This window comes from Rhabdothermincola sediminis, assembly GCF_014805525.1.
GTDB classification, from domain to species: domain Bacteria; phylum Actinomycetota; class Acidimicrobiia; order Acidimicrobiales; family Acidimicrobilacustridaceae; genus Rhabdothermincola; species Rhabdothermincola sediminis.
This window is the reverse complement of the sequence record NZ_JACFSZ010000021.1, coordinates 20793-41766: the sequence shown is the minus strand read 5'-3', so window position 1 is coordinate 41766 and position 20974 is coordinate 20793. Positions and strand designations below refer to the sequence as shown.

The window sequence follows — 20974 nt, the reverse complement described above, 5'->3', positions numbered from 1 at the left end:
GACAGGACCGACGCCATGCGAGGACGGGCTACCCCCTACCCAAAATGGTCCGGCCCCTACGACCCAGACGCTACCGCCCCCGGTCCGGCCGATGTCGGACCGAGCCGGCGAGATCGCCACTGCTGACCGGCCCAGAGCCGCAGACGCGTGCCCAAGCCCAGGATGCCGCCCGGTGCCACCATCATGAGCACGATCAGCGATGCACCGAACAGCACGCCCGAGAGCTGCGGATACCCCTGCGGGAGCCAGACGGGGATGAACACGACCAGGAACGCACCGATGGCCGGGCCGAGGATCCGGGCCGTTCCGCCGACCACCACCGCCACCAGCAGGATGATCGACAGGTTGATGGTGTACTGGCCCGAGCTGACGAAGGGGTCGTAGAACTTGGCCAGCCCGCCGGCCATCCCGGCCAGCATCGCGCTGACGCCGAACACCAGCACCTTGTACGCCCGGTGCTGCACCCCCAGCGTCACCGCCGCGGTCTCATTGTCACGGATGGCGATGATCGCCCGGCCGGCCCGGCTGTGGACCAGGTTGCGCACCAGGACGAACGCGGCCACCGCGAACGCCAGCAGCACGTAGTACCGCCACTGGTCGTTGGCCATCCCACTCCAGCTGGGCGCGACGAACTCGTCTGATCGCGGGATCCGCTTGCCCTGCGTACCACCGGTGACATCACGGAAGCGCACGACGATCTGGGGGAAGACGGTGGCCAGCGCGAGGGTCACCAGGGCCAGGTACAACCCGTGGATGCGCAGGGCGGGCAACCCCACCACCAGACCGAGCGCGAACGTGATCACCATGGCCATCGCGAGGGCACCGAAGTGCGGCCAACCGTGATCGGCCACCAGGATCACCACCGTGTAGGCGCCCACCCCGAAGAACGCGCCGTGACCAATCGAGATCTGCCCGTTGTAGCCGGTCAGCAGGTTCAAGCCCAGCGCAGCAATGGCGTAGGTGATCACCAGGTTGAACTGGTTCACCCGGAACGCCGGGTAGTACTGGGGCAACCAGAGCAGCAGCCCACCGAGCGTCGCGATGGCGACGACCCGCCCGATCCACCACCCCGTGCCCCGCCTCATACCCGTTCCACCTGTGGCCGTCCGAACAGCCCTTGGGGCCTGACCAGGAGCACCACCAGGATCAGCACGAACGCCGCCGCCAGCTTCAGGTCGTCGCCGACCCAGCTCACGTAGCCGCCCGCCATCACGGTGACCACCCCTACGACCAGGCCCCCGACCACCGCTCCGAGCGGGCTGTCGAAGCCCCCGAGTGTCGCCGAGGCGAAGGCGTACACGAGGAGCTGCAGCATGATGGCCCGATCGAGGGTGGCGAGCTGCGATGAGTACAACGATCCCGCGAGAGCGCCGACCGCCGCAGCCAGCCCCCAGCCAAACATGAGCACCCGACCGAACCGGATGCCGACGAGCCGGCTGGACTCGGCATTGGACGTCACTGCCCGCATCGCCAGGCCCAGCTTCGTGCGCTGGAAGAGCAGGAAGAGGAGGAAGACCTCGACCGCGAGCACGCAGAGCACGCCGACGGTCTGGTAGGTGACCGCCACGTCGCCGACGGTGAAGGCACCGGTGCCGAAGATCCGTGGGAAGGTGCGGCCCTCAGAACCCCAGATCCAACCCGCGAGCTCGTTGAGCGCGAGCAGGAGCCCGATGGTGACGATGACGATCGGCAGGGCGTGCGAACGCACCTCGCCTACCGGTCTGATGATGAGGCGTTCGATCGCCGCGCCGCCCACGAACGACAGCACCATCGATGCGGCGATCGCGGCCACGACCGGCCAGCCCTGGTCCCAGAACATCCAGGTGACGTAGGTGGCGAACAGCGCCATCTCACCTTGGGCGAAGTTGATCAGACCGGTCGCCCGGTAGATCAGCACGAGCGCCAGCGCCAACGACGCGTAGATCGCCCCCTGACCCAAGCCGTCAACCAACCGTTGGAAGAACAGCGCGTAGTCCATGGTCAGTACCCCAGGTAGGCCTTGCGGACGGCCTCGTCGCTCATCAGCTCGCTCGAGCTGCCCGATGTGGCGATGCGACCGGCTTCGAGCACGTAACCCCTCGATGCGATCTCCAAGGCCAGGTTGGCGTTCTGCTCCACGACGAGCATCGTGGTGCCCATTTCCCGGTTGATCTCACGTAGGCGCTCGAACAACTCACGCGTGACCAGCGGAGCCAGGCCCAGCGAAGGCTCGTCGAGGAGCAGGAGCCGAGGTCGGGACATCAGCGCCCGAGCGATCGCCAGCATCTGCTGCTCGCCACCGCTCATGCTCCCCGCGGCCTGACCGCGGCGCTCCGCGAGGCGGGGAAAAGTCTCGTACCAGCGCGCGATGTCGGCGTCGACCTCCCGGTCCTTGCGCACGAAAGCCCCGGCCCGCAGGTTCTCCTCCACGGTGAGGTCCGCGATCGTGCCCCGGCCCTGCGGCACATGGGCCATGCCGAGCCGGACGATCTCCTCGACCTTCTTGCCGACGATCGGCACGCCAGCGAGCTCGACAGTGCCCTGCACCTGGATCATCCCGCTCAGCGCCCGCAGGGTGGTGGTCTTCCCTGCGCCGTTGGCGCCGAGGATCACCACCACCTCTCCCTCGGCGAGCTCGAAGTCGAGGCCGTGCAGCACGCTCACCGGCCCGTACCCGGCGACCAGCCCACTCACCCGCAACATGGTGGTCACGCAGGTGTCCCCAGGTAGGCCTCGATCACCCGCTGGTCCTGCGCGACCTGCGCAGGGGGGCCCTCGGCGATCTTGCGACCGAACTCCATGACCACGATCTTCTCGGAGATGCTCATCACCATGTTCATGTGGTGCTCGACGAGCAGGATCGTGAGACCGAAGTCGTCGCGGAGCGTCTGGATGAGCTCGCCGAGCACCGCCACCTCCTGGTGCGTCAGGCCGCTCGCCGGTTCGTCCAGCATGAGGAGCCTCGGGCGAGAGGCCAGAGCACGAGCCAGCTCGATGCGCTTGAGCGTGCCATAGGGCAGGCCCACCGGCGGACGGCCGGCGATCGCTTCCAGACCCAGCCGCTCCAGGATCGCCATGGCTTCGTCCCGCAGGCGCTTCTCCTCCCTCCGCCGAATCACGTACCACGGGCTCGTGCCGAGACCGCCCGTGCTCCGGGCGTGCGCCCCCACCCGCACGTTGTCGAGCACCGACAGGCCCGGGAAGAGCGCGAGGTTCTGGAAGGTGCGAGTGACCCCGAGCCGTGCGATGTCGTGCGGGGGGACCGCCAGCAGATCGTGACCGTCGAAGGTGATGGACCCCTCGGTCGGCAGGTATATGCGGCTGACGACGTTGAAGAACGTGGTCTTGCCCGCACCGTTGGGGCCGATCAGGGCACAGATCTGCCCCTCGTCGATGGTGAAGCTGAGCCCGTCAAGCGCGACCAGACCACCGAAGCGGACGCTCACGTCGCCGACCTCGAGCAGTGCCCGAGCGGGCGCGTCCGCGGCTGCCATCAGACCCTCTCGTCCATGAACATGACCTTCAAATCGTCGAATGCCTCGATGCAATGACCGGCACCGAGCACCACGCACTCTAGAGGGGCGTCGACCAGGTGGACCGGGATGTCGGTCTCCTGCTCCAAGCGCAGGTCGAGTCCGCGGAGCATGCCACCGCCCCCCACCAGGTGGATCCCCTGCTCGATCAGGTCCTGCGCCAGCTCCGGTGGTGCCTGACCGAGGCAGGTGATGACCGTGTCGACCATCGCCGAGACCGGTTCATCGATGGCCTCTCGCACCTCCTCCGCGGAGAGGATCACGGTCTTGGGCAGGCCGCTCATCAGCTCCCGGCCCCGCACCTCGGCCGCGAACTCGTTCTCGGTAGGCCACGCGGAGCCGATCGTCACCTTGATCTCCTCGGCGGTGCGCTCACCGATTGCGATCCCGTATTCGCGGCGGATGTAGATCTGCAGGGCGGCGTCGATGTCGAACGAGCCCACCCGGACGGCCTCCAGAGCCACGACGCCCCCCAACGAGATCAACGCCACCTCGGACGTGCCGCCACCGATGTCGACCACCATGTTGCCGAGGGGCTCGTTGATCGGCAGCCCCGCGCCGATCGCCGCGGCCATCGGCTGCTCGATGAGGTGGGCTTCGGACGCGCCGGCCCGCTTGGCGGCCTCGATCACCGCCCGGCGCTCCACCGCGGTGATGGCCGAGGGAACGCAGATCACGACCCGTGGGCGGTTCCACCGATTCACCCCGACCCGCTGGAGGAGCAGCCGGATCATGCGCTGGGTGATGTCGAAGTCGGTGATCGCACCCTGACGCAACGGGCGGACCGCGACGATGTAGCTCGGTGTGCGTCCGATCATCTGCCAGGCCTCGTGCCCCATCGCGAGCACGTCCTGCGTGCGGCTGTTGAGCGCGATGACAGAGGGCTCGTTCAAGACGATTCCCTCACCCCTCGCGTAGACGAGCGTGTTCGCAGTCCCGAGGTCGATGGCGAGATCGCGAGCCAGCTTCAGTGCCTTTCGCCGTCGTGGGGCTGCCGGGACGCGTACCGGCGGGAGCGCGACGTGTGCCACCGCGGCGAGTCGCGACCCGGATCGCGCCCGAGCGCCTTCATCTCCCGCTGGAACTCCTCGATGCTCGACATGAAGGTCTTCGGCCGACGTTGCCGGTACCAGATGATGAGAGACCCGAGGATGCTGACGACGATCGCCACGAGCAGGAAAACGGCGTTGCCCATGGCTAACCGCCTCCCCTCGTGGCCCCGCCGGACGGCGCGGCGCCGGTCGGCTCGATGTCCTGGGCATCGACGCCCCAGCGGGAACCGCCCTCCCAGATCTCACGCTTCCAGATCGGCACCGATGACTTCAGGGTGTCGATCCCGAACCTGGCGGCGTCGAACGCCTCACGCCGGTGCGGCGCGGACACGACCACGACCACCGACGACTCACCGACGGGCACGTGCCCGACCCGGTGCAGCAGCACCACCCGACCGACGTCCGGCCACCGGGCGCGCATCTCGCGAGCGATGGCCGCGAGCTTCGGACCGGCGTGCTCCTCGTACACCTCGTAGTCGATGGCCGTGACGTCGTGGCGACCGGGTGCGTGATCGCGCACCGTGCCACTGAACAGCACGACCGCCCCGCACCGTGGCAGCACCGCCCAGTCGGTCGCCGCTCCGACCGGCAACGGCTGGGTGGTGAGGCCGATCCACTCGTCGCGATCGGCAGGTGGCACGACCGCGCCGGTGGGGCTGAGGGGCACGTCCACGGTGGTCATGGTAGTGACCGCACCGCGCGGCACTCGATTCGTCGAGGAGCCGGCGCCTGCGCAATCGCGGCGGTCGAGCCGCGGCCGGCGCCTGAGGGAGCGTCACTATCCTCGCCCTCATGGCGCACGACGACGAGCCCGACGAGTCGCTCGGGTTCCAGCCTCCACTGCCCCCGGAGGACCGGCTGTGGCGCCACCCATCGGAGCTGGGACCGGCCGGTGCCCGCCAGCCGATCACCATCGTGGAACGGCCTCGTGCCCCGACCCGTACCTGGCTGGTCGGCGTGGTGGCCTTCCTGCTCGGCGCGGCGGCCACCCTGGCGGCGCTCGAGGTCTCCGGGGCCTTCGACGATCACCCGAGCCCACCGGCTGTCGAGACCATCGCCCTACCCGTCCCCAAGAACCCCGGTGCGGACGACCTCGCGCTGGCTGAGCAGGTCCTTCCCGCCGTGGCACGGATCGACACTCGCTCCCCGGCCGGCAGTCGTGGCGGCACCGGGGTAGTGATCCGCACCGATGGTGTGCTGCTGACCTCGGCCGACGCGGTCGACGGCGCCGACGCGATCACGGTGACCTTCAGTGACCACCAGGTGCTGGACGGCACCCTGGTGGGGCTCGACCACGAGAACGACATCGCGGTGGTGAAGGTCGAGCGGGGTGATCTCCCGACCGCGACCATCGGCCAACCCGGTTCGCTCGAGCTCGGCGAGCGGGCCATGGCCATCTCCACCGTCGCCGGCCAGCCGGGCTCGCCGTTGGTTGGCGTCGGTCTGGTGAGCGGGCTGGGCGAGCGGGTGGACCTACCCGGCGGTGACTCGATGCACGGGATGATCCGTGCGAACCTCCGCATCCCGGAGGAGGCCACGGGGGCACCCCTCATCGACGAATCGGGCGCGGTCGTGGGAGTGGTGACCAAGCGCGGCGCCTCAGGATCCGGTGGGAAGGTCGATGGCGAGAACCGCTCCGGCGGCTCGACCGACCGTGGCCAGCGTCTCGAGGTGCGGTTCGCCACCCCGATCGACTGGGCGAAGCGCCTTTCGGACGAGATCCTGCTCACCGGCCGGGTGTCGCCGGTGTGGCTCGGCATCGAAGGTACGGATCTCACCGACTCCGAGATCGACGCGCTCGGCCGCGGTGGCGTGAAGGTGGCCCGGGTGAGCGACGGGTCGCCTGCATCGCAGGCCGGCCTGGCCCCCGGCGACGTCGTCACCAGGATCGACGACCGGCCGATCACCACCATCTCGGAGCTGATCGTCGAGGTGCGGTCTCACCACGCCGGGGACACCGTGCGGTTGGCGTTCCTGCGAGGCGGCGAGCAGGACGTCACGCTGGTCACCCTCACGACAAAGAGCCCGTGATCCTCACCGACGTCGGTGCCGCTGGCGCAGGAGCCACCCCAGACCGAGGACCGTCCCGGCGAGCACCAAGCCGGCACCGGCCAGCGACAGCTCCTGGCGAGTGCGGGGGCTCATCGAGCGCAGAGGCCCTGCCCGGTCCGCGGCGATGTAGGCCTCCTCGTTGGTGAACGCCGGCTTCCAGCCAGCAGCACGCAACCGGTCGTTCGCGACGACCCACGGGTGGACCGCGTAGGAGAGCAACTCGGGCGGTGCATCGCCGAGCCCGGCGCGGAGCCCCACGCGCCGCAACCAACGCACCGCGCCGGCAGGCAACCGCAGCCGCGGCGTGGAGCCACCGAGGTCGTGCCACACCTCCGCGGTGAGCCACCCGTCCGGGGCGACGTTGAACGGGCCGTCGAGGCGCCCGCGCCAGGCCACCTCGAGTGCCGTCACCACGTCCTCGACGTGCACGAACTGGCGAGGGGGATCGGCGTCACCGACCTGCAGGCCACCACTCCGCCACAGCGACCGACGGAACCAGGTGGCCGTCTCGGCCGAGACCATGACCACTGGACGCAGGATCGCGACCGACACGCCCGGGTTGTCGTCGCGCCAGGACGCAGCCAGGCGCTCGAGCTCCGCCATCGACGTCACCGCAGGAAGGCGCGGGTCGGGCCGCAGAGGCGCGTCCTCGGTCAGGGGCACCGGGTTGTCGGGCCACGCCCCGTACATCATCGCCGACGACAGCACGACCACCTGCCGGACCCCTGCCTTCGTCGCCGCCCCCAGCGCAGCGCGGACGGTGGCGAGATCGAACTCAGCTCCACCCCGTCCGTCCAGATCCGGGCCCCGACCCGCTCCGAGCACGATGAGCGTCCCCGCACCGGCGAAGGCCGCCTCATCCACGGCGCCGTCACGCATCGTCCGCAGATCGACGCTGCCCGCGGACAGGCGGCTCAGCAGGCGCTGTCCGATCACGCTGCCCCCACCGAGGATGACGGTAGGCATGGTGGGCGGATCGAGCACGGAAACCGGGGCGGTCACGCGTCAATCATGCCCTGCACCCGCCTACGATGCCCTTGTGAGCGGATCACGCGACGACAGCCCGTTCGGCAGCGGCGACCCGTTCCGGGGCTTGCCGATCTTCGGTGATCTCGCGCGGCTGTTCCAGCAGCAGGGCCCCGTCGCCTGGGAGGCGGCTCGCCAGCTCGCGGTGTCGATCGCCACCGGCGGCGAGCCGGAGCCGAACGTCGATCCGATCGATCGGATCAGCATCGAGCAGCTGGCCCGGGTCGCGGAGCTGCACGTGGCCGATGCCACCGGGCTGCCGACCTCGGTGACCGGCACGGGTCTGGCGATCGTGCCGGTCACCCGAGCCCAGTGGGCGCTCCGCACCCTGGAGGCCTACCGGCCGCTGTTCGAGGAGCTCGCCGGCTCGCTGGACCACGAGCACCACGAGCCGGCCACGGACCCGATCGAGACCGGCGATCCCATGGCGTGGATGGCACCGCTCATGCAGATGATCGGTCCGATGATGCTCGGCATGACCGCGGGCAGCATGGTCGGCCACCTGGCTCGACGGGCGTTCGGCCAGTACGAGCTGCCCATCCCCCGCCCGGCGAGCGACGAGTTGATGGTGGTGCCTGCCAACCTCGACGCGTTCGGTGACGCCTGGAGCTTGCAGCGTGACGACCTGCGGCTCTGGGTCTGTCTGTCGGAGGTCGCCCACCATGCGGTGCTCGGTGTCCGGCACGTACGCTCACGCCTGGAGGAGCTGCTCCACCAGTACCTCTCGGGCTTCGAGGGCAGTGAGGGTGGGATCGAGGAACGCCTCGGCGGCCTGGAGCTCAGCGACCCCTCCCAGCTCGGTGAGCTGCAGGCGCTCTTCAGCGATCCTGAGGTCCTCCTGGGGGCCATCCAGTCCCCGGCACAACGAGCGATGCTGCCCCAGCTCGAGGCGTTGCTGGCCGCGATCGTGGGCTACGTCGACCATGTGATGGACGAGGTGGGAGCGAAGCTCATCGCCGACTACCACCGGCTCACCGAGGCGCTGCGACGGCACCGGGTGGAAGCCCGCCCGTCCGATCGGTTCGTGGAGCGGCTCTTCGGCCTCGAGCTCACGCAGGCGCAGTACGAGCGCGGCGAGCGGTTCGTGGAGGGCGTGCTGGAGCGGGCCGGCCCCTCGGGCCTGGCCCGGCTGTGGGAGTCGGAGCGCACGCTGCCCACTCCCGCCGAGATCGACGCGCCGGGCCTCTGGTTGGCGCGCATCGAGCTCCCCGACGCGAACTGACCTCCGCGACCCGCCCCTCTCAGTCCTTCGAGGGTGCGGGTCGCTCCTCAGGCTCGCGCCAGGGAGGCTCGGGGTAGTCGAAGGCCTCGTCGAGAGGCAGCGGTGGCTGCACCATCGAGGGACCCTGGTCCGTCCCGGGGAGGCCCGGAGCCGACGTGCTCGGCCGCGCGCCCTCCGCCGCGACACCAGCCCCGAGCCGGGCCGGTTCCTCCACGTCAGGGTCGTCGAGACGCCGGGACACGAAGCCGGGAGGCGGCTCCCAGCTCGGGGGCTGGTCCGGAGGCGTCCGCTTCCACGGGCGGCCCCGCCGTTCGCCCGCTCGGGTCCGGTCGTCGGGGACCTCGCCAGGGGTCGACGGCGCGCGGCCGCGGCTGGGGGGGACCCCCCGTCGGCGGGGCGAGACGTGCCCGTGCCTCACCCGCCACAGCCCGACCACGTACCAGACCACGGCTCCACCGGCTGCCAGGCCCACCAGCACGAAGCCCAACCTCGCGGGGATGGGAATCACGATCGGGACCAGGGCGCCGATCACCCAGTAGAGCTGGAAGCGGGTCTCGAAGCGGGCGAAGGACCGTCCGCGGTTGGCGTCCGGGGCGTCCCGCTGGATGATCGCGTCGAACGCCTGCTTCGCCGCGCTCGACGCGGCGCCGACGATCATGGGGAGCAGTGCCGCCGCCGGCACCCCTCCGATGAACGCGCACAGCAGCCCACCGATACTGGTGACGACGAGGCTGGCCGCGAGGATCTGCTCCTCGTCGGCCAGCTTCCGCAAGCGGGGCGCGGCGACCGCGCCGAGGAAGAAGCCGAGCTGGGCGGCCGCGGCAGCCAGGCCCAGATGCCATGCCGGCGCCCCCTGGTTCTTGAAGTCGAAGGCCAGCATGAAGACCAGGAAGCCGACGATGCCCCGCACGGCCCCCATCGCGACCGACGCCAGGAAGATGGCCGCGCTTCGCAGCTCCATCCGCTCGATCTCGCCGGGTGGTTCCAGCGCGACCTTGGCGGGCGGCAACTGCAAGGCCATCGCCGTCGCCGCGGCGAACGCGATGAGCGCGAGACCGAGCGTCCAGCCGGGGCCTCCCAGCTTGAACAGCAGCCCCCCCGGCAGCACCGCGACCACCACAGCGATGGCCGAGAGCACTGTCAACTTCGAGTTGGCCTCCACCAGCTCGCGGTCGGACCGGACGGTGGTGGGCACCACCGCGCTCTTGGAGATCGTGTAGGCCTTGCCCAGCACCAGCATCAGGAAGGCCTCTGGGTAGAACAGGATGCTGTCGAGGTGGCGGATGACCAGGAAGCACAGGACTGCCCGCGCCACCATGGAGCCCACGATCACCCAGCGCCGGCCACCCCGCACCCGGTCCAGTGCGGGCCCGATGAGGGGGGCGGCCACCGCGAAGGGAGCGATCGTGAGCAGCAGGTAGAGCGCGACCCGGTACCGGGCGGCGCTGAAATCGAGGGCGAAGAACACCGACCCGGCCAAGGCGATGGCGAAGAGCGCGTCGCCCGCCACCCCGAGGGCATGGGTGCGGGCCAGCCGAGCGAAGGGTGAGGTCGCGAACGGGCGGCGCGGGTCCCGCGAACCGGGGATCGCGGAGCCAGGCAGGGCCGTCACTCGACCCATCGTAGGAGCGGCGTCAGCTCCGCGGGGCCTCGTACTTGTACCCGAGCCCACGGATCGTCACGATCCTGACGGGGTGCGCCGGGTCCTCCTCGATCTTCGATCGCAAGCGCTTGATGTGCACGTCGAGGGTCTTGGTGTCACCGACGTAGTCGGTCCCCCAGACCCGGTCGATCAACACGTCCCGGGTGAGCACCCGGCCGGCATTCTCGAGGAGGAGCGAGAGCAGCTCGAACTCCTTGAGTGGGAGGCGTACCTCCTGGCCCCGAACCGTCACCTCGTGACGCAGGTGATCGACGGTGACGTCACCCACCGAGACGACGTCCTCGCCCTCCTCCCCCGGGAGCAGGCGAGGGAGGTCGACGCCGCTGCGCCTCCGCAGCACGGCCCGCATACGGGCCACCAGCTCCCGCAGGCGGTAGGGCTTGCTGACGTAGTCGTCGGCGCCCACCTCCAGCCCGACCACCGTGTCGATCTCCGCGCCCTTCGCGGTCACCATGATGATCGGGACGTCCGAACGCGACCGCAGCTCGCGGCAGACGTCGACGCCGGACACCTTGGGCAGCATCACGTCGAGCAGCACCAGATCGGGCTTGAGGTCGTCGAACATGTCCAGCGCCTCGGCCCCGTCGCGGGCGACGCTGACCTCGAAGCCTTCCCGACTGAGCCCGATGGTCAAGGCCTCGACGAAGGAATCCTCGTCCTCGACCAGCAGGACCGACGTTGCCCGACCCATCTCTACCTGTCCACCTCTCTGCTCAACGGTCGCTCATCGGGTCGTCCGCGCAGCCCACCCGGGCGGTCATCCGACCTCCGCCCGGTCGTCTGCACCATCACGAGGGGGATCGAGGGCCACGGGCCCGCTCGCGGTCGGCAAGCGGAGCGTGAACGTGGAGCCCTCCCCCAACCGCGACTCGACGTGCACCGATCCCGCGTGGTTGTTGACCACGTGGCGGACGATCGCCAACCCGAGGCCGGTACCCCCAGTCTGGCGGCTGCGCGCGTGGTCGACCCGGTAGAAGCGCTCGAACACCCGCTCGAGGTCGCCCGCGGGGATCCCAATGCCGTGGTCACGGACGGCGATCTCCACGTCGATGCCGTCCGTGCCGGCCCACACCTCCACCGTCGAGCCCCGATCGGAGTACTTCACCGCGTTGTCGAGCAGGTTGTAGAGCGCAGACACGAGCTGGCGGCGATCCCCGAGGACGGCGAGCCGATGGGACGGCTCCTCGACATGGATGCCGATGCCGGCCTGCTCGGCCGCGGGGCGGATGCGCTCGACCGCTTCGGCCAGCACCAGGTGGACAGGCACCGGATGGCGGTGCGGCAACTCACTGCTCTCGATCCGGCTGAGCTCGAGCAAGTCCTCGATCGTGCGCCCGACCCGTAACGCTTCGGTCTGGATCCGCTCCGCGAGGCGCTGGCGGACGGCTGGATCCTCCTCCGAGAGCAGCGTCTCGGCCAGCAAGCCCAAGGCACCGACGGGGGTCTTGAGCTCGTGGCTAATGTTGGCGACGAAGTCGCGCCGCACGGCCTCGAGACGTCGCCGTTCGGAGATGTCCTCGATCACCGCCAATGCGCCGATCCCGCGCATGGACGGGAGCGGGACGGCCTCGATAGCCAGCGTCCGCCGAGGTGGCCCGAACAGGTCCAGGACCCGATTGCCGCCCCGACCGGCCATCGCCTCGGCGACCAGCTCGTCGACCGCGGCCTGCACGAGGGCGTCCGCGTGGCGCGCCCCTGCGAACGCGGACGCCACCTCGTTCTGGAAGACCAGCCCGCCCGTCTCGTCCGCGATCACCACCCCTTGGGGGATGGCGTCGAGCGCTCGTTCCAGCGTGCTCTGCAAGTCAGCAGCCTCGTCGAGCACCGCCAGTGCCTCCTCAACTGCTCGGTTCAGCCTGCCCATGGCGCCAGGCAGGCCGCGCTCCGCCGGCGCTGACGGTGGGCCACCTGCCAGGCGATCGATGGCTGCTTCCAACGCAACGCTCATCCGCCGCTCCCGCCCCTTGGCGACGAGGAGCCAAGTCAGCGTCGCCCCCGTGAGCAGCCCCGCGAGACAACCGAACACGAAGGCGGTCATGGTCCGTCGCCGTCAGCCTCAGCGACCTCGTCCGAACCCAGCGCCTGCCGGGCAGCGGCACGAGCTTTGGCCCGTGCCGCACCACCATGCTCGGGTAGCCAGCCCGTCACCATGTACTGCACCCGGGTGCCGATGTTGACGGCATGGTCGCCGATGCGCTCGTAGTACCGGCCAATCAGCGCGAGCTGCACCGCCGCTTCGAGATCGATCGAGCCGGTGTGATGGGATTCGAAGATGGCCTGGATGTAGTCCTTGTGGAGGGCATCGAGCTGGTCGTCCATATCGTCGAGCGCCGCTGCCAGCCCAGCGTTGTGCTCGACGTAGGCGTCGATGGCCAACCGGAACAGCCTTTGGGCTTCTTCGCTCATCCGTTCGATGAGCCCACGGAGCTTGGGGTCGAACTGCGCGCCATAGATCCGGCGAGCCCCTTTGGCGACGTTGACCATCAGGTCGCCGGAGCGCTCCAGCTCCGAGGCCAGACGGATGGCCGTCACGATCGAGCGCAGATCGCTCGCCATGGGCTGCTTGAGAGCCAGGATGTGGTAACAGCGGTCCTCGATGTCCACCGCCAGCTCGTCGAGGATGTCGTCGTCCTCGATCAGTTGCTGGGCACCCTGCAGATCGTTGTTGAGCAGCACCTCCGTGCCCCGGGGGATGAACTCGGTGACGAGCGCCGCCAGCTTGACGATGTCGTCACGGATGGCATCGAGCTCCTGGTGGAACGTCTTGCGCTGTTCCTGCATGCCAACCTCCTCAGCACTCAGCCGAACCGGCCGGTGACGTAGTTCTCGATCCGCTCATCCTGGGGATTGGCGAAGATGGTCTGGGTGAGGTCGTATTCCACCAGTAACCCGGTCCGGGCGTCACCGTCGGCGCTGACCTCGGTGGTGAAGAAGGCCGTTCGGTCACTGACGCGGGAGGCCTGCTGCATGTTGTGGGTGACGATCACGATCGTGTACTCGCGCTTCATCTCTTGCATGGGGTCCTCGATGCGAGCGGTACCGGTTGCGCAACACGATGGCACCCGCGTTAGCGAGAAGCACGATCACCAGCATGACCACGATCGCCGCCGCGGTGTCTGCCCGGAACCCAGGTCATCCGGTTGTGGACGGCGTACTCCTCGAGGTACACGGCCGTGCCGATGCCGATGGGGAACGCGACCGCCACCACGATCAAGCCGATCCAGAACGAGCCCTTCAACGCTTGGGCGATCCCCGCACGATCCGGGTTGGAGTTCGTCGTCGCCGTGAGGAAGTCACTCAGCCGACCGGACAGCACGGGCCACCCCGCGACCACCTGGCTGGTCAGCAGCACCACCAGGACGCCCACCGAGAGCGCGATCCCGCTCAGCAGGGCAGCCCTGAACACCACGCCCGACACGTCGGTGCGCCGTCCGGTCAGCTCGGCGCGAACCGAGGCGGCCGCTGCCTGGCCTCCCCGCCCGATGGTGGTCACGAGCGCCATGGCACGAACCTCAGTATGCATGACGGACCTTCCGGACGAACCGGTCGGCTACCAGGTTAAGCAGCAGGGTGGTGAAGAACAGCAGGGGGCCGATGAAGAACAGGCTCTGGAAGGCGAGGCCCTCCCCTGCCACGTACGCTCGCCCCAGGGTGCGGCGGTTGCTGAAGCCCTCGCTCGAGATCCTCGCCTGGATCCCCAGCGTGGTACTGGGCTTCTTCGCCCTCACCGTCAGATCTGCTCCACCGGCAACGAGATGTGGCCCGCCTCCTCGACCGCCTTCAGGCCGTCGTCGGAGAGGTGGAAGTCGATGTAGTCCGCGACCGCAGCGTTGGTATCCGCCTTACTCTTGTTCACGTAGACATACAGCGAGCGGGAAAGGGGGTAGGTGCCGTCGGCGATCGTCGCGGGCGTCGGGCCGATGAAGCTGCCCTCCTTGTCCTTGATCGAGATCGCCGACCCGGGTCGTCTGTTCGATCGCACGCAGCTTCTCCTTGGTGGGTTCGGAACGGATGCGCACAGGATCGCCTTCACGGGGCCATCCGTGCCTCGCTCTGATCCGGATCGTACGGACACCAGGTAACGCGATCGACCTCCCGAGATGAGTGAGAGCCGAACGATGGGTTACGAGCAGGTGAACGACTCCAGGACGGCCCGGTCATGGGGGTAGGTGAGCTGGTCGTGCGCCGTCTCGAGGTCCAGCCATCGCAGCTCGTCGACCTCGGTGTTGGGTTCGAATGCCCCTCCCTCCACGGTCATGACCCAGTAACGCACCCGCTTGCGACGCCGCTGCTGGTCGAGGTAGCTGACCGGGAGCAGCTCCTCACCGAGCCGGCACACCAAGCCGGTCTCCTCCTCGACCTCTCGTAGGGCAGCTTGCTCCGCCAGCTCGCCGGGCTCGAGCTTGCCCTTGGGGAAGGTCCAGTCGTCGTACTTGGGGCGATGGACGAGTGCCACCTGCCACCCGCCGCCGTGGAGGCGGCAGACCACACCTCCCGCAGCCTCGACCTCGTAGGTACCGTCCTCGCCTGCACTCGCACGAGCCGCGACGTCCACCTGCCGATCACCACCCACCGGCCCGATTCGACCCATATCGGTCATGCCGTCCGTCGCGCCAGTGCCAGCTCCTGCAAGCGGCGGTGCGTCTCGACCTGACCGGCGCCCTCCACGTGTCGCCACGTCCCGTCGGGGCACAGCTCCCAGGCGAGCGTGTCGTCAGCGAAAGATACCGCGAGGATCTCGTCGAGCTGGGCCCGCAACGCCGGGGCCTCGACCGGAACGAGGGCCTCCACCCGCCGGTCCAGGTTGCGTGGCATGAGGTCGGCGGAGCCGATGTAGTAAGCGGGCGCATCGCCGGCGTCACCCAGAGAAGACCCGCCATGCTCGAAGCGGAAGATGCGCGAGTGCTCGAGGTAGCGGCCCACGATCGAGCGGACTCGGATCGTGTCCGACAACCCCGGCACCCCTGGTCGAAGGCTGCAGATGCCTCGTACCAGCAGATCGATGCGGACACCAGCTCGCGAAGCGGCATAGAGCGCATCGATCATCTCGGCGTCGACCAGGCTGTTCATCTTCATGGTGATCCGCCCCGCCACGCCGGCGCGCTCCTCGCGCTCGATGAGGGAGCGGATCGCACCCCGCAGGTCACTCGGGGCCACCAGGAGCTTCTTGAACTCGGGTTCCCGGGCATAGCCGGTCAACAGGTTGAACAACTGCGTCAGGTCGGAGCCGATGTCGGGATCGCAGGTCAGCAGGCCCAGGTCCTCGTAGAGGCGGGCGGTGCGCGGGTTGTAGTTGCCGGTCCCGATGTGGCAATAGCGACGGATCCCCTCGCTCTCCTCCCTGACCACCAGCGTGGTCTTGGTGTGGATCTTCAAGCCCACCAGCCCGTACACGACATGGACCCCCGCCTTCTCCAGCTCTCGGGCCCACACGATGTTCTTCTCCTCGTCGAAGCGGGCCTTGAGCTCGACGAGCGCGGCGACCTGCTTGCCCCGCTCGGCGGCACGGATCAGCGACTGGATGATCGAGCTGTCGCCCGACGTGCGGTAGAGGGTGATCTTGATGGCGAGGACCTTCGGATCGTTCGAGGCCTGGCGGATGAACTCCTCCACCGAGGTACCGAAGCTCGTGTAGGGGTGGTGGACGAGCACGTCGCCGGAGCGGATGACGTTGAAGAAGCTCACCCCGCGCTCTTCCCGGCTCGCCAGCCGCCCCTCGGTGATCGGCACCCACACCGGGTCCTTGAGGTCCGGACGATCGAGCGCGTGCACCGACCACAGGCCGCCCAGGTCGAGCGGCCCCGCCTGCCGGTAGACGTCTTCCTCCTCGACGTCGAGCTCCCGCCGGAGCAGGTCGAGGATCTCGCCGGAGATCTCGTGGTCGACCTCGAGGCGGACGGCACGACCGAAGCGGCGGCGGCGCAGCTCCATCTCCACCGCCGCGAGCAGGTCGTCGGCCTCTTCCTCCTCGAGCGTGAGGTCCGCGTTGCGAGTCACTCGGAAGGAATGGTGCGCGCCGATCTCCATGCCGGGGAAGAGCGAGCCGAGGTGGGCGGCGATCACCTGCTCGAGGGGCACGAACCGCTCCCCGTCGGGCATCACCACGAATCGTGGGAGCAGGTTCGGGACCTTCACCCGAGCGAAACGGAGCGAGCCCGTCTGGGGATCGTGGACGATCACCGCCAGGTTGAGCGAGAGATCCGAGATGTACGGGAAGGGGTGCCCGGGGTCGACGGCGAGCGGGGTGAGCACCGGGAAGATCCGCCCCTCGAAGACCTCGTCGAGATGCTTGCGGTCGTCGTCGTCGAGCTCGTCGTAGCCCGAGAAGACGATCCCCTTCTCCGCCAGTGCCGGCACGACCTGGGTCAAGAAGACGTCCTGCTGGTGGCGGCAGAGCGCGTCGACCCGATCGCGGATGTCGAGGAGCTGCTGGGCGGCCGTCCGGCCGTCGGGCGTGGGCGTGGAGACCCCGGCTGCGACCTGGTCCTTCAGTCCGGCGACGCGCACCTGGAAGAACTCGTCGAGGTTCTGGCTAAAGATCGCCAGGAACTTGACCCGTTCGAGCAGGGGGACGTTGGGGTCCTCCGCCAGGTGCAGCACCCGGGCGTTGAAGTCGAGCCACGAGAGCTCACGGTTGAGGAACCGCGCCGGGCTCGCGGCGAGCGCCTCGGCCGGCGGGACCTCGAGCGGCGCGCCGATCGTGTTCGTGGTGATCACGGGAGGCGAGCCGGACACGGATCCACAGTAGCGGTGGACCGCCGGCGCAGGCCGGGCTCAGCGAGCAGAGACCAGCTCCTCGTCCTCGGGGAAGCCCAGATCCCACTCGAGGATGAGGTGCTCACGCTCGGCGTCGCGCGCCACTCGCTCCCGGTTCCGGCGGAACTGCGGATCGTGCGGGGGGAGCAACAACAGCCGGGCCATCGCCCGGTCACGGAACGCGTCGATGACCGCTCGGTCACCGAACTCCGAACGCACCTCCCAGTGGGGCGCGACCGGACCGAGGTAGACGATCTTCACGGCTCCCCGCGGGGGTTCCTCTGGTTCGACGCTCGTCATGGAATGGTGGCCTCTCTGCCTCGATCGGGACCGCGAGCGTACCCGCTCCCGGCCAGCATGGTTCCCGGCGCGCTCAGTTGCCGCCGAGCCGGCTCCCCAGCTCCACGGTGATCTCGGTCTTGCGACCGGCCCGCTCGATCTCGACGGTGATCTCGTCACCGGCGTCGTGAGACCGGATGATGGCGAGCACGTCCTCACGGGATCGCACCCGCTGGCCGTCGATGCGGGTGATGACGTCGCCGATCTGCAGGCCGGAACGATCCGCCGCCGTGCCCGGCTGTACCTCGGTGATCAGGGCGCCGTTGGACGCGCTGACGTCGTACTGGTCGAGCACCGCATCGGGCACGGAGTCCACGGACTCGGTGACCACCCCGAGGAAGGCCGAGGACGGGGTGATCGTCCCCCGGCCTTGCTTGAGCTCGTCGATCAACGGCTTCACCGCGTCGATCGGGATGGCGAAGCCGATGTTCTGGGCGTCGCTGATGATCGCGGTGTTGATGCCGATCACCCGGCCCTGCACGTCGAGGAGAGGTCCACCGGAGTTGCCCGGGTTGATGGCGGCATCGGTCTGGATGAGACCACGCAAGGTGATCTCGGGGGTCTGGATCGTGCGGTCGGTGGCCGACACGATCCCTCGCGTCACGCTTGGCGGCCCACCCAGGTTGAGGGCGTTGCCGATGGCGACCACCTCGTCGCCGACCTGGATCGAGCTGGAGCTTCCCAACTCCGCGGGGACCAGGGACGGGCCGTCGACGACCCTGATCAGCGCGATGTCGTCGTTCGGGAACCCTCCCACCAGGGTCGCCTCGTGCTCGGTGCCGTCATGGAGGGTGACCCGCACCGATGACGCGCCGCCGATGACGTGCCAGTTGGTGAGGATGTAGCCGTCCTCCCCGACCACCACCCCGGTGCCGGCACCGCCGTAGAGCCCCGACGACGAGGCGGTGTCCGTGTGGACCGTGACCACCGACGGTTGGGCCTTGCGGAGCAGCGCCTGGATGTCGAGCGCGGCTCCCGATCCCAGCGTGCTCCGAGAGGTGCCAGGCTGCCCCGAGTCGCGGTCGAAGACCTGCAGCAGGCCCGCGGTGACCAGCGCGGCGAGCAGCGCGCTCGCGAGCGCCACGACCACCACGGTCGCCAGGCTCGCCGATCGCGCCGGGGCGGCCACCGGTGCCCGGTCGCCGGGCAGGGGCGGCAGCGGGATCGGTGGGGGGAGGGTGGGCTGGCCGTGCAGCGGCGGCGCGCTGGGGAACGTCGGCTCCCCCTCTGCCCAGGTCGTGTCCGCGCCCCCCGGCGCGCCGGAGCCCCCTCCGAGCTCCCGCGGGGGAGGAAGCGGCGGAGGAGGTGGCCCGGAGCCCGGCGAGGGCTGGGCCGGGAGCTCCCGGGGCGCCTTCGTGGGAGGAGGAGGCCACGATGGTGCGTGGGGGGCCGGCGGAGGGGCGAAGGGGCCGACATGTGCGTCGGTGGGTGGTGGCGGTGGCAGGACCGGCTGATGGGCCGGCCGGGGCGTGGAGAGGTCCTGCTCCACCCTCGCTCCTCGGTCGAGCAATGTCGGGGCCTTGTTCGGGGCTTTATGACGAGATTACGTCGATTCCTGCACTCTACCGGCGAGGTGCGGAATCCCCGGCTCGGCGACGGTACCCTCGTGGACGTCCCGGGCCTCGGATCGGAAGCTGGGAGCCACCGGGCCTCGGCCCCCGTGCCACCTGGGAGATCAACGGAGGCGAGATGGACACTTCATGGATGGCTCAGGGCCTGTGCCGGTTCGAGCCACCCTCCACCTTCTTCCCCAGCGACGGGGTCGGCGTCGAGACGGCCAAGCGCATCTGCGCGTCGTGCCCGGTGAAGGAGCCGTGCCTCGAGTACGCGCTGGAGCATCGCATCGACCACGGGGTCTGGGGCGGGACGTCCGAGCGCCAGCGGCGCCGGATCCTCAAGAAGCGCAAGTTGTCGCCCGCCCCACTGGTCAGCAGCGTCCTGTAGGCCCTTGGACCGCCAGCCCGGCGGTCGCCGGGGGCTCAGGCCGTCTGGCCCTTGCCTTCGTCGGGGGCGTCGCTGGTTCCCTCTCGGAGGCCCTTCTTGAACTCCTTCTGGGCCTCGCCGAGAGAGCGGGCGAGCTTGGGCAGTTGGGTACCGCCGAACAGCAGCAGCACCACCACTGCGATCAGCAGGATTTCGGGCCCACCGAGGTTCATGTTCGAAGCTTAGCCATCTCGGGCCAGGGAACCTCGTCGGGCTCGTCGTGAGGGAAGCATGCTGGAGTGCGTCATCAACGTCAGTGAGGGTCGAAGCGTGGCCACGGTCGAGTTCATCGCTCGGCACGCCGGGGACTCGTTGCTCGACGTCCACACCGACCCCCACCACAACCGAGCGGTCATCACGGTCATCGGCGAGGCAGCAGCGCGGGCGGTGGCTGCGGCGGCCGTGCTGGCGCTCGACCTCCGCCCACACCAAGGAGTGCACCCTCGCTTCGGTGTGGTCGACGTCGTGCCCTTCGTCCCGCTCGGCTCCTCCTCCCTCGATGACGCCCTCGGAGCGCGCGACCGCTTCGCTCGCTGGCTGGCCAAGGAGCTCGCCGTCCCGTGCTTCCTCTACGGCCCGGAGCGAAGCTTGCCCGACGTTCGGCGGCACGCCTTCGGCTCCCTGCCACCCGACATCGGCCCTGCCACTCCCCACCCGACGGCGGGGGCCTGCGCGGTCGGCGCCCGGCCGGTGCTGGTCGCCTACAACCTGTGGCTCGCGGACGGTGACGTCGAGCGGGCGAGACGCATCGCGGCGTCGCTGCGCGGGCCGGCGGTGCGCGCCCTCGGCCTGCAGGTCGGCGCCCACGTGCAGGTCTCGATCAACCTCGTCGATCCCAACAAGGTCGGGCCCGAGGCGGTGTTCGACGCCGTTGCCGAGCAGGCACCGATCGAGCGGGCAGAGCTCGTCGGCCTCGCGCCACGAGCCGTGCTGGACGCCATCGACCCCGCGAGATGGGACGAACTCGACCTGAGCCTCGAGCGCACCATCGAAGCTCGGGCCGCAGCTCGCGGCCTCGACCTCGACGGGCCCGCGGGAACCGGCGGCTAGCTCAGCCGGCGGCGTTGGTGGCCGCTCGGGCGAGCGACCGCTGGCGGCGGATGCGTCGCCGCTCGCGCTCGCTCATGCCACCCCAGATCCCGAACTTCTCGCCGTTGGCCAGCGCGTACTCGAGGCACTCCTCGCGCACCACGCAGCCACGGCAGACCTCTTTCGCCTCCCGGGTGGACGCGCCCCGCTCCGGGAAGAAGAGGTCCGGATCGACCCCCAGGCAGTTCGCGAAGTCCTGCCAGGACTTGTCCACAGCACTCGATTCGGCGGTTGCGTACAGCATCTCCGGCCTCCTCCTCCCCGCCCTGGCAGGCGCCAG

General features: G+C 69.4%; 25 protein-coding genes and 1 pseudogene. 5 read left to right on the top strand and 21 right to left on the bottom strand.

Annotated features, from left to right (window positions below):
• Nucleotides 1-56: 56 nt before the first annotated feature.
• From HZF19_RS14830 to HZF19_RS14805, 7 genes are read right to left on the bottom strand one after another with little or no spacing between them, the layout of a single operon-like run.
• A complete protein-coding gene (locus tag HZF19_RS14830; protein ID WP_208029579.1) occupies nt 57-1085 on the bottom strand; it encodes a branched-chain amino acid ABC transporter permease in 1029 nt (342 codons plus the stop codon).
• Entirely contained in the window at nt 1082-1978 is an 897-nt protein-coding gene (locus HZF19_RS14825) for a branched-chain amino acid ABC transporter permease (protein ID WP_208029578.1), read from the bottom strand. The genes HZF19_RS14830 and HZF19_RS14825 overlap by 4 nt, the downstream gene beginning before the upstream one ends.
• Nucleotides 1979-1980: 2 nt before the next feature.
• The gene (locus HZF19_RS14820; RefSeq protein WP_208029595.1) at nt 1981-2682 is read right to left on the bottom strand and encodes an ABC transporter ATP-binding protein; all 702 of its coding nucleotides are present in this window, start codon (nt 2680-2682) and stop codon (nt 1981-1983) included.
• A gap of 5 nt (nt 2683-2687) precedes the next feature.
• Nucleotides 2688-3473: an ABC transporter ATP-binding protein gene (locus HZF19_RS14815; protein ID WP_208029577.1), complete on the bottom strand. Its 786-nt coding sequence runs from the start codon at nt 3471-3473 to the stop codon at nt 2688-2690.
• Nucleotides 3473-4477, bottom strand: a complete 1005-nt coding sequence (locus HZF19_RS14810; protein WP_235980227.1) for a rod shape-determining protein — start codon at nt 4475-4477, stop codon at nt 3473-3475. Before HZF19_RS14810 ends, HZF19_RS14815 begins: the two co-directional genes overlap by 1 nt.
• Nucleotides 4478-4479: 2 nt before the next feature.
• Nucleotides 4480-4707: a hypothetical protein gene (locus HZF19_RS16635; RefSeq protein ID WP_235980214.1), complete on the bottom strand. Its 228-nt coding sequence runs from the start codon at nt 4705-4707 to the stop codon at nt 4480-4482.
• 2 nt (nt 4708-4709) lie between these two features.
• Complete coding sequence (locus tag HZF19_RS14805; RefSeq protein ID WP_307781245.1) at nt 4710-5237, bottom strand: molybdenum cofactor biosynthesis protein MoaE; 528 nt, start codon at nt 5235-5237, stop codon at nt 4710-4712.
• 119 nt (nt 5238-5356) lie between these two features.
• Between HZF19_RS14805 and HZF19_RS14800 the strand changes: the two genes are divergently transcribed.
• Nucleotides 5357-6595, top strand: a complete 1239-nt coding sequence (locus HZF19_RS14800; protein ID WP_208029574.1) for a S1C family serine protease — start codon at nt 5357-5359, stop codon at nt 6593-6595.
• A gap of 3 nt (nt 6596-6598) precedes the next feature.
• Here the strand turns inward: HZF19_RS14800 and HZF19_RS14795 are convergent, their stop codons facing one another.
• Complete coding sequence (locus HZF19_RS14795) at nt 6599-7618, bottom strand: NAD-dependent epimerase/dehydratase family protein (protein ID WP_208029573.1); 1020 nt, start codon at nt 7616-7618, stop codon at nt 6599-6601.
• Nucleotides 7619-7655: 37 nt separating this feature from the next.
• On the opposite strand from HZF19_RS14795, the gene HZF19_RS14790 reads away from it, so the two are divergent.
• Entirely contained in the window at nt 7656-8864 is a 1209-nt protein-coding gene (locus HZF19_RS14790; RefSeq protein WP_208029572.1) for an Rv3626c family coenzyme F420 biosynthesis-associated protein, read from the top strand.
• 19 nt (nt 8865-8883) lie between these two features.
• Here HZF19_RS14790 and HZF19_RS14785 read toward each other — a convergent pair whose 3' ends face one another.
• From HZF19_RS14785 to HZF19_RS14760, 6 genes are all read right to left on the bottom strand, one after another.
• Nucleotides 8884-10476 (bottom strand): MFS transporter, encoded by a 1593-nt coding sequence (locus HZF19_RS14785; protein ID WP_208029571.1) that lies wholly within the window; start codon nt 10474-10476, stop codon nt 8884-8886.
• Nucleotides 10477-10498: 22 nt separating this feature from the next.
• Nucleotides 10499-11218, bottom strand: a complete 720-nt coding sequence (locus HZF19_RS14780) for a response regulator (RefSeq protein ID WP_208029570.1) — start codon at nt 11216-11218, stop codon at nt 10499-10501.
• 66 nt (nt 11219-11284) lie between these two features.
• Nucleotides 11285-12565, bottom strand: coding sequence for a sensor histidine kinase (locus tag HZF19_RS14775; RefSeq protein WP_208029569.1), 1281 nt, complete (start codon nt 12563-12565; stop codon nt 11285-11287).
• Nucleotides 12562-13308, bottom strand: coding sequence for a phosphate signaling complex protein PhoU (gene phoU / locus HZF19_RS14770; RefSeq protein ID WP_208029568.1), 747 nt, complete (start codon nt 13306-13308; stop codon nt 12562-12564). Before phoU ends, HZF19_RS14775 begins: the two co-directional genes overlap by 4 nt.
• Nucleotides 13309-13325: 17 nt before the next feature.
• Nucleotides 13326-13544, bottom strand: coding sequence for an ATP-binding cassette domain-containing protein (locus tag HZF19_RS14765; protein WP_208029567.1), 219 nt, complete (start codon nt 13542-13544; stop codon nt 13326-13328).
• 50 nt (nt 13545-13594) lie between these two features.
• Complete coding sequence (locus HZF19_RS14760) at nt 13595-14029, bottom strand: ABC transporter permease family protein (RefSeq protein ID WP_208029566.1); 435 nt, start codon at nt 14027-14029, stop codon at nt 13595-13597.
• Nucleotides 14030-14163: 134 nt separating this feature from the next.
• Between HZF19_RS14760 and HZF19_RS17520 the strand changes: the two are divergent.
• Nucleotides 14164-14256: pseudogene (locus tag HZF19_RS17520) on the top strand (phosphate ABC transporter permease subunit PstC); the annotation flags it as partial.
• Between the two features lies 1 nt (nt 14257).
• On the opposite strand, the gene HZF19_RS14750 reads toward HZF19_RS17520, so the two are convergent.
• The 5 genes from HZF19_RS14750 to HZF19_RS14730 all read right to left on the bottom strand — a co-directional run bounded on the left by HZF19_RS14750 (nt 14258) and on the right by HZF19_RS14730 (nt 18706).
• Nucleotides 14258-14509: a PstS family phosphate ABC transporter substrate-binding protein gene (locus tag HZF19_RS14750; RefSeq protein ID WP_208029564.1), complete on the bottom strand. Its 252-nt coding sequence runs from the start codon at nt 14507-14509 to the stop codon at nt 14258-14260.
• A gap of 141 nt (nt 14510-14650) precedes the next feature.
• Nucleotides 14651-15100 carry an NUDIX hydrolase gene (locus HZF19_RS14745; protein ID WP_208029563.1) on the bottom strand — a complete coding sequence of 150 codons (450 nt, stop codon included), beginning with the start codon at nt 15098-15100 and terminating at the stop codon, nt 14651-14653.
• Nucleotides 15101-15123: 23 nt separating this feature from the next.
• Nucleotides 15124-17262, bottom strand: a complete 2139-nt coding sequence (locus tag HZF19_RS14740; protein WP_307781244.1) for an RNA degradosome polyphosphate kinase — start codon at nt 17260-17262, stop codon at nt 15124-15126.
• Nucleotides 17263-17301: 39 nt separating this feature from the next.
• Nucleotides 17302-17544, bottom strand: coding sequence for a hypothetical protein (locus HZF19_RS14735; RefSeq protein ID WP_307781243.1), 243 nt, complete (start codon nt 17542-17544; stop codon nt 17302-17304).
• A 112-nt stretch (nt 17545-17656) separates the two neighbouring features.
• Nucleotides 17657-18706 (bottom strand): S1C family serine protease, encoded by a 1050-nt coding sequence (locus HZF19_RS14730; RefSeq protein ID WP_208029561.1) that lies wholly within the window; start codon nt 18704-18706, stop codon nt 17657-17659.
• Between the two features lie 605 nt (nt 18707-19311).
• On the opposite strand from HZF19_RS14730, the gene HZF19_RS14725 reads away from it, so the two are divergent.
• Nucleotides 19312-19566 (top strand): WhiB family transcriptional regulator, encoded by a 255-nt coding sequence (locus HZF19_RS14725; RefSeq protein ID WP_235980210.1) that lies wholly within the window; start codon nt 19312-19314, stop codon nt 19564-19566.
• A 35-nt stretch (nt 19567-19601) separates the two neighbouring features.
• Here the strand turns inward: HZF19_RS14725 and tatA are convergent, their stop codons facing one another.
• A complete protein-coding gene (tatA, locus tag HZF19_RS14720) occupies nt 19602-19778 on the bottom strand; it encodes a twin-arginine translocase TatA/TatE family subunit (RefSeq protein ID WP_208029560.1) in 177 nt (58 codons plus the stop codon).
• A gap of 58 nt (nt 19779-19836) precedes the next feature.
• Here tatA and HZF19_RS14715 point away from each other — a divergent pair, with 58 nt between their 5' ends.
• Entirely contained in the window at nt 19837-20655 is an 819-nt protein-coding gene (locus HZF19_RS14715) for a hypothetical protein (protein ID WP_235980208.1), read from the top strand.
• 1 nt (nt 20656) lies between these two features.
• Here HZF19_RS14715 and HZF19_RS14710 read toward each other — a convergent pair whose 3' ends face one another.
• Nucleotides 20657-20938 (bottom strand): WhiB family transcriptional regulator, encoded by a 282-nt coding sequence (locus tag HZF19_RS14710; protein ID WP_208029558.1) that lies wholly within the window; start codon nt 20936-20938, stop codon nt 20657-20659.
• Between the last annotated feature and the right edge of the window lie 36 nt (nt 20939-20974).